General features: G+C 72.6%; 10 protein-coding genes. 4 read left to right on the forward strand and 6 right to left on the reverse strand.

From position 1 onward, the window contains the following. Window positions 1–653: 653 nt before the first annotated feature. Together FCH28_RS30610 and ptsP are read left to right on the forward strand one after the other, a co-directional pair. Complete coding sequence (locus FCH28_RS30610) at window positions 654–1103, forward strand: PTS sugar transporter subunit IIA (RefSeq protein ID WP_136743445.1); 450 nt, start codon at window positions 654–656, stop codon at window positions 1101–1103. A gap of 74 nt (window positions 1104–1177) precedes the next feature. Further along, on the forward strand, window positions 1178–2848 hold the full coding sequence (ptsP, locus tag FCH28_RS30615; RefSeq protein WP_136743446.1) for a phosphoenolpyruvate--protein phosphotransferase: 1671 nt from the start codon (window positions 1178–1180) through the stop codon (window positions 2846–2848). Window positions 2849–2939: 91 nt separating this feature from the next. On the opposite strand, the gene FCH28_RS30620 is transcribed toward ptsP, so the two are convergent. Both FCH28_RS30620 and FCH28_RS30625 read right to left on the reverse strand, forming a co-directional pair. After that, the gene (locus FCH28_RS30620) at window positions 2940–3965 is read right to left on the reverse strand and encodes a hypothetical protein (RefSeq protein ID WP_246103396.1); all 1026 of its coding nucleotides are present in this window, start codon (window positions 3963–3965) and stop codon (window positions 2940–2942) included. Between the two features lie 83 nt (window positions 3966–4048). Further along, entirely contained in the window at window positions 4049–6079 is a 2031-nt protein-coding gene (locus tag FCH28_RS30625; RefSeq protein WP_136743447.1) for an acetoacetate--CoA ligase, read from the reverse strand. Between the two features lie 351 nt (window positions 6080–6430). Here FCH28_RS30625 and FCH28_RS30630 point away from each other — a divergent pair, with 351 nt between their 5' ends. Next, window positions 6431–8887 (forward strand): glycoside hydrolase family 31 protein, encoded by a 2457-nt coding sequence (locus FCH28_RS30630; RefSeq protein WP_136743448.1) that lies wholly within the window; start codon window positions 6431–6433, stop codon window positions 8885–8887. 54 nt (window positions 8888–8941) lie between these two features. Beyond that, on the forward strand, window positions 8942–9754 hold the full coding sequence (locus FCH28_RS30635) for a M15 family metallopeptidase (RefSeq protein ID WP_136743449.1): 813 nt from the start codon (window positions 8942–8944) through the stop codon (window positions 9752–9754). On the opposite strand, the gene FCH28_RS30640 is transcribed toward FCH28_RS30635, so the two are convergent. The 4 genes from FCH28_RS30640 to FCH28_RS30655 all read right to left on the reverse strand — a co-directional run bounded on the left by FCH28_RS30640 (window position 9705) and on the right by FCH28_RS30655 (window position 14219). After that, a complete protein-coding gene (locus tag FCH28_RS30640; RefSeq protein WP_136743450.1) occupies window positions 9705–11012 on the reverse strand; it encodes an adenylosuccinate synthetase in 1308 nt (435 codons plus the stop codon). The genes FCH28_RS30635 and FCH28_RS30640 overlap by 50 nt on opposite strands. Before the next feature lie 26 nt (window positions 11013–11038). Further along, window positions 11039–12037 (reverse strand): hypothetical protein, encoded by a 999-nt coding sequence (locus FCH28_RS30645; RefSeq protein WP_136743451.1) that lies wholly within the window; start codon window positions 12035–12037, stop codon window positions 11039–11041. Between the two features lie 83 nt (window positions 12038–12120). Continuing rightward, window positions 12121–13203 (reverse strand): molecular chaperone DnaJ, encoded by a 1083-nt coding sequence (locus FCH28_RS30650; protein ID WP_136743452.1) that lies wholly within the window; start codon window positions 13201–13203, stop codon window positions 12121–12123. Continuing rightward, window positions 13200–14219: an NUDIX hydrolase gene (locus tag FCH28_RS30655; protein WP_136743453.1), complete on the reverse strand. Its 1020-nt coding sequence runs from the start codon at window positions 14217–14219 to the stop codon at window positions 13200–13202. The genes FCH28_RS30650 and FCH28_RS30655 overlap by 4 nt, the downstream gene beginning before the upstream one ends. Window positions 14220–14261: the final 42 nt, after the last annotated feature.

Consider the following 14261-nt stretch of genomic DNA (forward strand, 5'->3'; position numbering starts at 1 on the left):
GCATGTGTTAAGCACGCCGCCAGCGTTCGTCCTGAGCCAGGATCAAACTCTCCGTGAATGTTTACCCGTAATCGGGTGACACTCGCGTTGAGCGGAACCACCAGAGGAATAATCCGGTGGTTCACAGCGTCCTCGCTGTGTATCGCCTACCGGCACATCGTGACGGTAGGACTTTCAAAGGAACCTCGTCCCAGCTGATGCTGGAGACGGGGTATCAACATATCTGGCGTTGACTTTTGGCACGCTGTTGAGTTCTCAAGGAACGGACGCTTCCTTTGGATTCCCTCTCGGGCTTCCTCCGGGCGCTTCCCTTCGGCGTTTCACACTCTATCAGGGCTTTTCGGGGCTTTCGAACCGCCGCCTTTCTGCAGACATGCAGAAGCGCACAATTCGAGAATCTCGAAGAAGACTCTGAGGAGTGCCGCCCACCACTGTCCGGGCCGCAGTTGCTTGCGGCCTGGCTCTCCGGGGCAGGTGTCAGACAGTACAGGTCTGCTGTGGGCGAGGCAAATCGATTCGGCGCGACGCGAGATCTTCGACCGGGCGCTCTATGCGGAACCGTCAGTTCTAATGACTTACGCTTCTGAACGGTGCGTCGTCCAGGACAGGTAGTGACGGCGGCCTGATGAATCTCCACCCCTGGGAGGCTTCCCATGACCACCGTGACGTCCCCTATTGCAGGACGCGCCATCGGACTCGCGGCTGTGCCCGACCCGGTGTTCTCCGGAGCGATGGTGGGTCCCGGTACCGCCATCGACCCCGTTCGTGAGCCGTCCGAGGCGGTTGCGCCTGTGGACGGCGTTGTTGTCTCGCTTCATCCGCACGCGTTCGTCGTTGTCGACGGCGAGGGACACGGCGTGCTCACCCATCTCGGTATCGACACCGTTCAGCTCAACGGCCAGGGCTTCGAGCTGCTCGTCAACAAGGGCGACAACGTTTCCCGCGGGCAGGCCATCGTGCGCTGGAACCCGGCTGCGGTCGAGGAGGCCGGCAAGTCGGCGGTGTGCCCGATCGTCGCGCTGGAGGCCACGGCGGACTCGCTGGGCGATGTGCGCGAGGACGGCGACGTGAAGTCGGGCGACCAGCTCTTCTCCTGGCAGTAGCCGGGCGCCGTTCGACGGCGGTACCACATTCACCGCGGCGGCTCGGACCGCCGCATCAACCGGAGACGGGTGAAATGGAGACAACGCTGCGAGGCGTCGGCGTGAGCCACGGTGTGGCCATAGGCGAGGTGCGGCACATGGGGACGGCGGTTCTGGAACCGCCGGCCAAGCAGATTCCGGCGGAAGAGGCGGAGCGCGAACAGGGGCGTGCCCGCCAGGCCGTGGAAGCGGTGGCAGCCGACCTGATCGCGCGGGGCAATCTGGCGGGCGGCGAGGCTCAGGCCGTGCTCGAGGCGCAGGCCATGATGGCTCAGGACCCCGAGCTGATGGCGGACGTCGAGCGTCGGATCGCGGTCGGCAGCACCGCCGAGCGCGGTGTGTACGACGCGTTCGCCGCCTATCGGGCGCTGCTGGCGGGTGCTGGTGAGTATCTCGCCGGGCGGGTCGCCGACCTCGATGATGTGCGGAATCGGATCGTCGCCCGGCTGTTGGGCGTGCCGATGCCGGGTGTGCCGGACAGCGACGAGCCGTATGTGCTGATCGCTCGCGATCTGGCGCCGGCGGACACGGCGCTGCTGGACCCGGCGCTGGTGCTCGGGTTCGTGACCGAGGAGGGCGGGCCGACCAGTCACAGCGCGATTCTCGCGCGGGCGCTGGGGGTGCCGGCCGTGGTCGCGCTGCCGGGTGCGGGTGAGCTGGTCGAGGGCACGGTGATCGCCGTCGACGGCAGCACCGGGGAGATCTTCGTCGAGCCGAGCGCCGAGAAGCGCGCGGAGATGGAGAAGGCCGCCGCGGAGCGGAAGGCCGCGCTGGCCGCGTCGTCCGGTCCTGGGGCCACGTCCGACGGGCACAAGGTGCCGCTGCTGGCGAACGTCGGCGGTCCCGGTGATGTGCCGGCCGCGGTCGAGGCGGGTGCGGAGGGTGTCGGTCTGTTCCGGACCGAGTTCCTGTTCCTGGATGACAGCCAGAAGGCGCCGTCCGAGGAGAAGCAGGTCGAGGCGTACCGGAAGGTGCTGGAGGCCTTTCCCGAGGGCCGGGTTGTCGTGCGGGTGCTCGACGCCGGTGCGGACAAGCCGCTGGACTTCCTGACGCCGGGTGACGAGCCGAACCCGGCGCTGGGCGTGCGGGGCCTGCGGACGCTGCTCGACCACCCCGATGTGCTGCGGACGCAGCTGACCGCGCTGGCCAAGGCGGCCGAGGGGCTGCCGGTCTACCTCGAGGTCATGGCCCCGATGGTGGCGGACCGGATCGACGCCAGGGCGTTCGCGGACGCCTGCCGGGATGCCGGGCTGCGGGCGAAGTTCGGGGCGATGGTGGAGATTCCGTCCGCGGCTCTCAGGGCGCGGTCGATTCTTCAGGAGGTCGAGTTCCTTTCTCTGGGGACGAACGACCTGGCGCAGTACACGTTCGCCGCCGACCGTCAGGTGGGTGCGGTGTCGCGGTTGCAGGATCCATGGCAGCCGGCGCTGCTGGATCTCGTGGCGGTTTCCGCCGAGGCCGCGAAGGCCGAGGGCAAGAGCTGTGGTGTGTGTGGTGAGGCGGCCTCCGATCCGCTGTTGGCCTGTGTGCTGACGGGGCTCGGTGTCACCAGCCTTTCGATGGGTGCGGCGTCGATTCCGTATGTGCGGGCGACGCTGGCCAAGCACACGCTGGCGCAGTGTGAGCGTGCGGCGGCCGCGGCGCGTGCCGCGGACACCGCCGACGATGCTCGGGCCGCCGCGCAGGCGGTGCTCTCCGGGGAGTGATCCCGTGCGGCGCGGTGCGTCGCAGGAGCCTTGATGGCCGTCCCGCCCCCGTGGCGGGGCGGCCATCTGCCGTACGGGCGGGGGCGGTCCGTCAGTGGTGGCGGTGTCTGTCCGGCGGGGGTGTGAGGGTGAGGCCGGGGGCGTAGTCGACGCCGTGCTCGGGTGGGATGGGCTCGCCGGTGTCGGCGTCGGTGCAGTAGGCGGTGAAGACCTCGGCGGCGGTGAGCGGGCGGAGCCAGGAGTCCCGCAGGGCCCAGCCGCGGACGGTGTCGTGGGGGTGGGTGGCGTTGGTCGTGTCGGTGGCGTCGGCGTCGGGGGCCTTGGCGGTGGTGCGGGAGACGATGCCGCCTGGGGTGCGGAGGGCGAGGCCGGCGGCGAGGACGGTGCAGAAGACCAGGGTCCGGGACTCGGAGAGTTGGCGGCGGTCGGCGTCGTCGGCCGTAACGTGCAGGACCGCCAGCAGGGATGGCTCGCGGGCGGGGATGCTGCAGACGAGGTGGTGGGTGCCGGCCCCGAGGGCTTCGAGGAGGCGTTGCAGTGCGTGGGTGGCGCGGGCGAAGGCGGCGGGTGCGAGGTCTTCGCCGCAGTCGGGGCAGGTGCCGGCGCGGGCCAGGAGCGCGGTGGCCTGGTCCCAGGTCGCCTGCCGGTCGGCTTCTTCGACGAGTAACGGCAGCAGTTCGGTGAGCGGCTCGCCCCCGTAGGGCAATGTCGCGCCGGTGCAGGCGAGTTCGGCGGTGTAGCGCGTACGGCTGTCGGGGCGGTCCGGGTCCAGGCCGAGGTCCGCGCAGTATTCCTCGTAGGCGGCCGGGTCGAAGAGGCTGAGGGTGGTGTGTACGCCCTGGGAGGCGAGGGTGCGCAGCAGGGTCTCCAGCTGCTGGAGGTAGCCGGCGTGGTCGTCGAACGGGAAGGTGGGGTAGCGGCGCATGGCCGCGAAGTCCCGCTCGTCGGCCAGGACGGCGGCGGTGCTGGGGACTTCGCGGCGCAGTTGGCGGCGGGCGGCGGACTGCTTGGTCCGCCGGGTGGGACGGTCGGGCGTGTGCCCGGATGCGTTCCGCGAGGTGTTGCGGGACGTGTTCCGGGCTGTGTTGCGGGATGTGTCTCTCGGTGTGGATGTCATGACTCCCCCTGGTCCGCCTCAGTGCGATGCGGTGCTCGAACATCACTTGTCACTGAGAGTAATCGAGGGGTCTGACAACGGCCCTACTTCGCGCGGTCGCGGGCGATGCGCTCGTAGAAGCGGAGGAGTTCGAGGTTGTCGACGGAGCCGGGATTGACGGCCTTTTCGAGGGGGGTGCCCTGGAGGAGGCGTTTGACGGGGACCTCGATGCGCTTGCCGGTGAGGGTGTGCGGCACGCCGGGGGCTTCGATGATGTCGTCGGGGACGTGGCGGGGGGAGAGCTGTTCGCGGATGGTGCGCTTGATGCGGTCGCGGAGGTCGTCGTCGAGGGTGGCGCCGGGCGCGAGGTGCACGAAGAGCGGCATCCAGTAGCCGCCGTCGGGGAGTTCGAGGCCGATGACCAGGGATTCCCGGACCTCGGGGAGGCGCTCGACGGCTTCGTAGATGTCCGCCGAGCCCATCCGGACGCCCTGGCGGTTGAGGGTGGAGTCGGAGCGGCCGTGGATGACGACGGAGCCGCGGGAGGTGAGGGTGATCCAGTCGCCGTGCCGCCAGACGCCGGGGTACATGTCGAAGTAGCTGTCGTGGTAGCGGCTGCCGTCGGGGTCGTTCCAGAAGCGGATGGGCATGGAGGGCATCGGGTTGGTGACGACGAGTTCGCCGACCTCGTCGGTGAGGGGCTTGCCCTGGGGGTCCCAGGACTGGAGGTCGGTGCCGAGGCAGGCGGCCTGGAGTTCGCCGATGTGGACGGGGAGGGTGGGGACGGCGCCGGCGAAGCAGCTGCAGACGTCGGTGCCGCCGCTGACGGAGGCGGTCCACAGGTCGGCGCCGCTCTCCGCGAAGGAGTCGTGCAGCCAGCGGAAGCCGTCGGGCGGGAGCGGGGAGCCGGTGGTGGCGACGCAGGTGACGGCGGAGAGGTCGAGGTCGCGGGCGGGGTGCAGGCCGGCTTTGCGGCAGGCCATGACGTAGGCGGCGGAGGTGCCGAAGACGGTGGCGCGGGTGGTCGCGGCGACCCGCCATTGGGCGGAGATGTCGGGGTGGCCGGGGCTGCCGTCGTAGAGGACGATCGTCGACCCCACCAGCAGACCGGCGACGAGGAAGTTCCACATCATCCAGCCGGTCGAGGTGTACCAGAAGAACCGGTCGTCGGGGCCGAGGTCGCAGTGCAGGCCGGTCTGCTTGAGGTGTTCGAGGAGGATGCCGCCCTGGGACTGGACGATGGCCTTGGGCAGGCCGGTGGTGCCGGAGGAGTACAGAACCCACAGCGGGTGGTCGAAGGGGACCTGTTCGAAGACCGGTTCGGTGTCGTTCGCGGTCAGGTCCGACCAGTTCAGGGCGCCTTCGGGGGCGGGCGTGCCGAGGAGGGGGATGTGGACGACGGCCTGGAGGGTCGGCAGTTCGCGGCGTAGCTCGGCGACGGTGTCCCGCCGGTCGTGTTCCTTGCCGCCGTAGCGGTAGCCGTCGACGGTGAACAGGACGACCGGTTCGATCTGCTGGAAGCGGTCCAGCACGCTGCGGGCGCCGAAGTCGGGGGCGCAGGAGGTCCAGACGGCGCCGACCGCGGCGGAGGCGAGGAGGGCGACGACGGCCTGCGGGATGTTGGGGACATAGCCGCTGACGCGGTCGCCGGGGCGGACGCCGAGGCGGCGCAGCTCGGCGGCCAGCGATCCGACCTGGGCGCGCAGGTCCGTCCAGGTGACGGGGGTGGGTTCGTGGGTCTCGTCGACGTACAGCAGTGCCGGGGTGGCGGCGCGGGCCGGGTCCTCGGCGGCGCGCAGGGCGTGCTCGGCGTAGTTGAGGGTGGCGCCGGGGAACCAGCGGGCGCCGGGCATCGTCGGGTCTGCGAGGACGGTTTCGTACGGGGTGGAGAAGCGGACGTCGAACCATTCGGCGGTGGCCTGCCAGAAGGCGGCGAGTTCGTCGGTGGACCAGCGGTGCAGGGCGGCGTAGCCGGCGGCGGGGTCGCCGGGGGTCGGGGCGGGTGCCCCGTGGTGTGCGGCGGCCCAGGTGTGGAAGCGGGTGACCTGTGCTTCGGCGATGCGGTCCGGGCCGGGCTGCCAGAGGGGTTCCGGCTGTGGTTCCGGCTGGGGGGCGGACTGCGGTGCGGTGGTCATCATGCGGCTCCCGGGCGGTACGTCGTCTGCGTCGGGCGCGCACGGCGTTGGGGGTCTCCCGGGGCGTGGGCGCGCGACACGGCTTGCCTGGACGATGCCATGTGATCGTCTTGTGCACCAGGGTCGGCCTGCCACATTCGGACGGGGGGCGGTGAGGGGGTGGGCAGCAGGTCGGGCGGGGGGACGGGAGGGAGCGGTCATGGGCGGCCGGGCCGGCGCCTGGCCGGTGGGTCGGTTTCGGCCATCGCCCGGCGATCCGCTGGCCCGAAGGTGGCCGAGCGTGACCCCTCGCAGGTGAACGGCAGTTGAACGGCTCCCGCACAGGGGGGCGTCAATGGCAGGCTGACCGGCATGGACGGGCGTGATCTGGTGCGGTCGGTACGGGTGGTCAGGGCAGTCGGGCCGGCGCAGGGGCTGCGGTCCGTGCGTACGGCGTGGCGCCGGCGAAGGGCGGATGCGCGGGCGCTGCCGCGTCGGGTGTCGGAGCGGGCGCGGGTGCCGGGGGCCGCGCGCGACGCCGAGTCGCTGCCGGGCGGCGGGCTGATCCACTTCGCGCGGTCGTCGCTGCGGGTGCGGGTGGCGGCGGGCGGCGCGGTGTTCTGCGGCTGGGACGGTGCCGAGCCGGAGCCCTCGTACGCGCTGGCCGGGCCTTGTCCCGAGGCGGACGCCAGGGCGGTGCTGGAGCCGGACACCGAGGGCGGCTGGCGGATCGTCTCGGAGCGGGTGATGGTGACCGTTTCCCGGCACGGCGCGGTCGAGGTGCGGACGCCCGGCGGCGCGGTGCTGCGCCGGGAGCTGCCGCCGCGCTGGTGGGACCGGACCGACGACCGCGCCGACGACCGCGCCGACGACTCGGCCCACGACGGTTCCGGCTCCCCCGCGGGCGGCCACGCGGAGGGGCGGGAGCCCGGCGGGGGCCTCGGTTCCCGGTGGGTGCAGCGCTCCGAGGTGGCGGCCGACGCCCGGTTCTTCGGGCTGGGCGGCCGTGCGCACGGGCCGCGGCTGCGGGACGGTGCGTACCGGCTGTGGAACACCGATCCGGGCGGCGCCTTCGAGCCGGGTGACGATCCGCTGTCGCTGACGATGCCGGTGCAGATAGTGGTGGCGGACGCCGGCACCCATCTGGTGTTCCACGACAACTCCTGGGACGGCCGGGTGGCGCTGCGCGAGGGCGCGGAGGGCGCGGGCTCGGGGCACGACCGGCCGGGCACCTGTGAGGTGCGGATGGACGGCGGGCCGCTGCGCTACTGGGTGCTGGCCGGTACCCCGTCCCGGGTGCTGCTCGGCTGGACCGCGCTGACCGGCGCGCCCGCGCTGCCGCCCCGGTGGGCGCTGGGTTATCAGCACGCCCGCTGGGGGTTCGGCGACGAGGCGGAGGTGCGCCGGGTGGTCGCCGGCTACCGGGAGCGCGAACTGCCGCTGTCCGCCGTCCACTTGGACATCGATCACTTCGACGGGAAGCGGGTCTTCACCGTCGACCGGGAGCGGTTCCCGGATCTTCCGGGGCTCGCCGGGGAGCTGCGCGCCGAGGGGGTGCGGCTGGTGTCGATCGTGGATCCGGCGGTGAAGGCGGAGCCGGGGCAGGAGAACCCGACGGTGTACGACGGCGGGGCGGCGGCCGATGCGTTCGTGCGGGACGCGCGGGGGCGGGAGGTGCGCGGCGTGGTGTGGCCGGGCGAGTCGGTGTTCCCGGATTTCACCGACGCGCGGGTACGCAAGTGGTGGGGCGGGCTGTACGCGGAGCGGCTGGCGCAGGGGTTCTCGGGGGTCTGGCACGACATGAACGAGCCGGTCTCGTTCGCGCCGTTCGGGGAGTCGACGCTGCCGCGCTCGGCCCGGCATGCGCTGGAGGGCCGGGGCGGCGACCACCGGGAGGCGCACAACGTCTACGGGCTGGCGATGGCGCGGGCGGGCTACGAGGGGCTGTGCGAACTGCGCCCCGACGAGCGGCCCTTCCTGTTCTCGCGGTCCGGCTGGGCGGGGTTGCAGCGGTACGGGGGCACCTGGTCGGGGGATGTGGCGACGGGCTGGCCGGGGCTGCGCGCGTCGCTGTCGCTGGTGCTGGGGATGGGGCTGTGCGGGGTGCCGTACAGCGGGCCCGATGTCGGCGGGTTCTCCGCGGTGCCGTCCCGGGAGCTGTATCTGCGCTGGTTCCAGCTGGGGGCGTATCTGCCGCTGTTCCGTACGCATTCGGCGATCTGGGCGGGGCGGCGGGAGCCGTGGGAGTACGGCCCCGAGGTGCTGGCGCATGCCCGTACGGCGCTGCGCGAGCGGGAGCGGCTGCTGCCGTATTTCGGCACGCTGGGGCAGTTGGCGCGGCTGACCGGCGCTCCTTACGTCCGTCCCGTGTGGTGGAGCCAGCCGCGGGACCGGGCGCTGCGGGACTGTGAGGACGCCTTCCTGCTGGGGGACGCGCTGCTGGTGGCGCCGGTGATGGAGGAGGGGGCGACGCGGCGGGCGGTGCGGCTGCCGCGCGGGCGGTGGTACGACACCGCGACCGGGCGGGCGTACGACGGTCCTGGGCAGGTGCTGGTGGACGCGCCGCTGTCGCGGATTCCGGTGCTGGCGCGGGCGGGTTCGGTGCTGCCGGTGGCGGGCGCGGACGGGGGGATGGAGCTGGAGGTGTGGGCGCCGGCGGCCGGGCGCGGGGGCGGCGGTGTGGTGGTGCCGGATGCCGGGGACGGCTGGCAGCGGCCGAGTGTGGAGCGGTTCACCGCGCGGCTGGTGGACGGCCGGGTGGTCGTGGAGCGGCGGGACGGGGGCGCGGTGGGGTATCGGGTGCGGGTACGGGGAGTTGAGGGCGGCTAGCCGGGCCCGGTGGCGGTCTTCCGCTCCGCCGCCCGTGCCTGGTAGACGAGGGCCATGCCGAGACTCGCTGCCGCGCTGCGCGGCCTCGCCGTCGCTGCCGCCGCCCTGCTGACCGTCACCGCGCTGCCGTCCGGCGCGGGGGCCGGGACCGTTCACGGGCCGGCGCGCCACTCCCCCGCGCCCGGACTCCCGAAGGGGTTTGTCGCGCTGCGGGAGGTGGATCCCACGATCATCCAGGAGATGCGCTATTTCACGCCGCACAATTTCGTGGGCGTACCGGTGGACGGATATCTCAGACCGAAATGCATACTGACCCGGGATGCCGCTCGGGCGCTGCACCGTGCCCAAGTGTCCTTTCTGCGGCGGGGATTCACGCTCAAGGTGTACGACTGCTATCGGCCGCAGCGTGCCGTGGACCATTTCGTGCGGTGGGCCGAGGATCTCGACGACGAGGCGATGAAGGCCGAGTTCTATCCGCGGGTGGCGAAGTCGAGGCTGTTCGAGGACGGCTATATCGCCGCCAAGTCGGGGCACAGCAGGGGCAGTACGCTCGATGTGACGCTGGTGCGGCTGCCCGCGCTGCCGACTCGCCCCTACGTCCCCGGCGAGCCGCTCACGCCTTGTTACGGGCCGCGGGCCGACCGCTTCCCGGACAACTCCCTTGACATGGGCACCGGTTTCGACTGTTTCGACACGCTCGCGCACACCCTCGATCCGCGCATTCACGGGCGGCAGTTGAGGAACAGGCTGCTGCTCAAGCACGGGCTGGAGCGGGCCGGGTTCGTGAATCTCCCGGAGGAATGGTGGCACTACACCTTCAAGCCGGAGACCTTTCCCGACACCTATTTCGACTTTCCCGTGCGGTGATTTTGTCGGCCGCCGTGGGCCCGTACGACTCCATGACGACCGGGGCGTCCAGGGTGTGCGCGAGGGCGTCGCACCAGGCGTGCGGGTCGGCACCCGGGGACCGCCAACGGGTGGGCCGGGCGGCCGACAGCCGTTCGGTGAGCCGTTGTTGGCGTGCCAGGTCGCCGGGCGGCGCGGTGGGGATGCGGTCCAGGAGGCCGGTGGGCGTGCGGTAGGCGTGGGCCATCCGCAGGGCGCCTCCGGTGCGGGCAGGGGCGTCGAGATGGGTGACGGCGAGGGCGTCCACTCCGCCGCAGACCTCGACGGCGTAGGTGTGCGCGACGGCGTCGAAGTGGCCGGCGCGGAAGGCGCCCTGCCAGCGGCCGTTGCCGTTGTGGGCCTCGGGGAGGGCGTCCGGCAGCGCGGGGTCCTCGGTGACCAGCGGGCCCGGTCCGTGCCGGGTGGTGTAGGTCCGTACGACGCCCAGCCGCCGGGCCGCGCGCGGCTGCCCGGCCTCGGCGAGCAGTTCCTCCGCGCCCGCGAAGGTGGTCGTCGACCAGGTCGTGTAGGGGTGGAAGCCGTGCCATTCGTCGAGGAGTACGCCCTGGGCGCCCTCGAAGACGACCGGGCCGGTGCGCAGCAGCCGCGCCAGGTGGTCGCCGTCGACGAGCCGTACGTGAGCGGCGAACGCGGCGAAGGCGTCCAGGCAGGCCTCGACGGGCGGGGCGTCGAGCGGGCCGAGTTCCTCGGTCAACCGGTCGCGGAGCAGGGCGAGTTTGCGGCGCAGTGTCGTACGGGAGGTGCAGTCGCCCGCGGTGGGCGCGTCGGCGGGGTGGGCCAGGGCGTAGGCGGCGGTTTCGCCGATGCCCATGCCGCAGGAGCCGTGCCGGGCGGTGCCGCGGGCCTGCTCGCGGGCCCGGTTGGCGGCCGCGTGGTAGGGGGTGGTGAGCCGGGCGCGCCGGTCGACGGTCAGCAGGGCGAGCGGGTTCGCCGAGCCGAGGGAGGCGAGGTGGCGGGCCTCGGCGGCGAGCGCGAGGGGGTCCACCAGCATCAGGCGGGAGAGGTGGGTGGGGACGCCGCTGAAGGTGCCGGAGCCGAACTGGGCGAAGGTGTGGTGGCGTCCGTCGGTGGTGACGACGTTGTGGGCGGCCTGGGCGCCGCCGTTGAAGCGGACCACCGCCGCGACCGGCGCCGCGCCCGGTGAGGGGACGCAGAGCCGGTCGACGACGGTGCCCTTGCCGGCGTCGCCGTAGCCGAGGTCGACGACGATGGTGTGCACGGGAGGAACCTTCCCCTTGAGGCCGGTCAGAGGCGGGTGGTGGCGCCGGGACCGGTCTCGCCGGCGGGGTCGATCAGCGGGGCCGTGGACCGCGCGACGGTGCCGCGGCCACGGTTGAGGGTGGCCAGTGCCTTGCCGACGGTGTCGCCCGCGTCGGAGCCGATGTCGGCGAGGTCGTCGAGGCCGGCGGCGAGGTCGATGGCCTCCTCGCCGAGGCCGATGGTCAGCGCGATGGTCTCGCAGACCGCGCCGAGGTCGTCGAGTTCGATGACGTTCTGGCCGAGCAGCTTGCGCCAGGTGCCCAGGACGGAGGCGTTGCCGACGTGGGCGGCGCCGGCCGGGACGAGGAAGTAGACATCGAACTTCTGGCGTACTTCGGCGAGGATCGTGGCGAGGGGAATGTCCTCGTGGACGTCGTCGCCGAACACCGCCCGGATCTCGCGGGCCTTGACCTTGCCGTACGGCATCTCGTCGCCGATGAGGAAGAGGTAGCCGCGGCGGCCGCGCTTCTCGTGGCAGTCGAGGCTGGTGTGGCGGGCCATGGCGTAGAGGGCGAGCTCGTACGACTCGGTCATCTGGCCGCCGCCTCCGCCCTCCAGGAGGATGTTGCCGAGGTCGTCGTCCATGCGGTTGTCGGACTCGAACTGGCCGAGCTGGAGCGGGACCCGGTCGCAGGTGGCGTCGCCGACGGCGCCGAAGAGGATCTGCGGGTGCTCGACATATCCCTTGCGCAGCAGCAGGCCGAACAGCTCGGGGAGCTTGGTCTGCAGGACGCGCGGCACGGACCGCATGGATCCGGTCACATCGAAGATGACCGAGACGGCCAGCGAGGTGGGGTGTTCGTCCGAGTCGCGGCTCTCGCGGGTCGTCAGGCCCTCGGGGTCCAGCGAGGGGTGCGCCGTCCAGGTGTGGCGCGGGGCCGTGGCGGTGACGCGATCGCTGTAGTCGAAGGCGCTGGCGCCGGAGGCGGCGCGGTAGCTCGCCGCGGCGCCGTAGACGTTGGTGGACCAGGTTCCGCTGCCCATGGTGAATCCCCCTGATGCGTTGAGTGGTTGCGTGCGTGAAGGTGGTTGCGTGTGTGAGTGGTGTACGGCGGAGGTGCGGCGGCTCACTGGTGCCGGGCCGGCTCCGGCATCGTGAACGGGCGGAAGGTGCGCGGCCCGTAGAGGCGGTCGAGGAGCGCGTCCAGCTCGGCCAGCAGCCGCCAGGCGTCGTGCGGCCGGCGGGCCTCGGCGGGAAGGGTGCAGCCGCGCAGGAAGGCCCGCATCGGCTTCGGCGTGCGCTCCCCCATGAGGGCCCCCATGGTGCGGGAGGCGAGGTGGATGTCGGTGGCCTCGGTCGCCGGTCGGCGCCCTGTGACCTCGGGCGGATAGCTGTCGCGGTGGCGTTCGACGAGGGCGGGCACGTGCTCACCGGCGCCGACGGGGGTGCTGTAGCACCAGTCGACGAGGACCAGGCCGTGCTTCTCCGGGTGGATGAGGAGGTGGTCGGGGAGGACGGCGCCGTGCACCCGGCCCGCACGGTGCGCCCAGCCGAGGGCGACCAGGAGCCGGCGCCACATCCAGGCGGCGTCGCGCGGGTCGAGTCCGTCGGGGTGGGCGGCGCGGACCTCGGTGAGGGTTCGGAAGCCGTCGAGGGGGACGAGGGCGTTGACGCGGCGTTCTACGCCGGTGTCCGGATCGCGGTGCCGGAAGGATTCCAGCAGGCGGGGCGCGTAGCCGCGGTGGCGTGGCTCGCCGCGCCGCGCCAGGCGGGACAGCGCCTCCGCCTCGCGTTCCATGAGGTCGTTGTCGGTCACCGCGCGCGGGATCTTCAGCAGCGCGTGGTGCCGGGTGCCGTCCTGCTCGTACGTGGCCTCGCGGAGTACGGCGAGGTCGCCGGTGGCCCGGGTGGCGCCGAGGCTGTAGGTGTGGCGGCGGGTGGTGAGGGTCGGGCGGGTGGCGTCGGTCCGGCGCTGCCAGAGGGCGTTGAGGCGGGCGAACTCGTCCTGGGCGGCGGGGCGTTCGGTGGCGGTGGCGGCGTCGGGGTGCAGCAGGCGGGCGAGCCTGCGGTAGACGCGGGCGGCCTCGGCGTCGTCGGTGGGGAAGAGGTCGGCGGGCCGGCGGGCGGCGGCCAGCGCGGCGCGGGCGTCGGCGGGTGTGTCGGCCGTACGGGGGCTCCCCTCGGCAACCTCCCCGCTCCCCCGGCTCATCGGACGCTGTCCTCACGGTCCGGGCGGAGCAGTGCCGGGTGCAGCAGGCGGGCGTCGCCCGCGCGGTAGAGGCGGGCGCGTGGGCCTCCTCGGGCTCCCCCGCGGGCGGCGGTGGCGCCGGTGGATTCGACGAACCCGGGGACGGAGAGCACCTTGCGGTGGAAGTTCCCGGCGTGCAGCGGGCTGCCCCAGACGGCTTCGTAGACGCCGCGGAGTTCGACGATGGTGAACTCGGCGCCGAGGAAGGCGGTGGCCAGCGGGGTGTACTCGATCTTCGCGCGGGCGCGGTCGAGGCCGTCGGCGACGATCCTGGCGTGGTCGAAGGCGAGCCGGGCCCTCACCGTCTCCGGGAGCGGGGTCTGCGTTGTCTCCGGGGCGGTTGCGGCCGCAGAGCCCACCGCGGCGGGGTCTGCGGGCCGGGGCACGGAACCACCCCCGTCGGTCCCGTGCCCCGGGCCCTGCTCTGGTGGACGCGGGCGGGCCGCGTCCGGTTCGGTGAAACTTTGACCAGTCCGACGAGCCTGCCGCGTTCGAGAAGCCGCAGGGTGCCCGGCGCCGAGATCCAGATCGGCGACCGGGACCCAGGCCGCCGCCGAGGCGTCGCCGCCGCCGCGCGCCTCGGGGAGGTCGGGGGCGAAGGCGAGATAGGCGACGGTGACGACGGGCATCCGCGGGTCGCGCCCTGGGTCGCCGTACGAGCCGAGCTGTTCGAGGTGGACGCGGTCCAGCTGGGCGGCGTCCAGCCCGGTCTCCTCGGCGAGTTCGCGGGCGGCGGCCTCGTCCAGCGATTCCCGCCCGGCCCGCACGAAGCCGCCGGGCAGCGCCCAGGCGCCCTGGAAGGGCCGGCCGCCGCGCTCCACGAGCAGGACGTGCAGGGCGCCTTGACGGAGTGTCAGCGCGACGATGTCGACGGTCACGGCGATGGCGGGGAAGTCACGCGGGTCGTAGGCCGCGAGGAATGCGCGCTCCGCGTCGTCCTCGGCGCCGCTGCCACCGCGCTCCCGGTCCCCGTCCATGACCCTCACCCCGGTCTCGTCATTCTCACTTTGAGTCTTTCT

It is taken from the genome of Streptomyces piniterrae (assembly GCF_005048155.1).
Taxonomy (GTDB): Bacteria; Actinomycetota; Actinomycetes; order Streptomycetales; family Streptomycetaceae; genus Streptomyces; species Streptomyces piniterrae.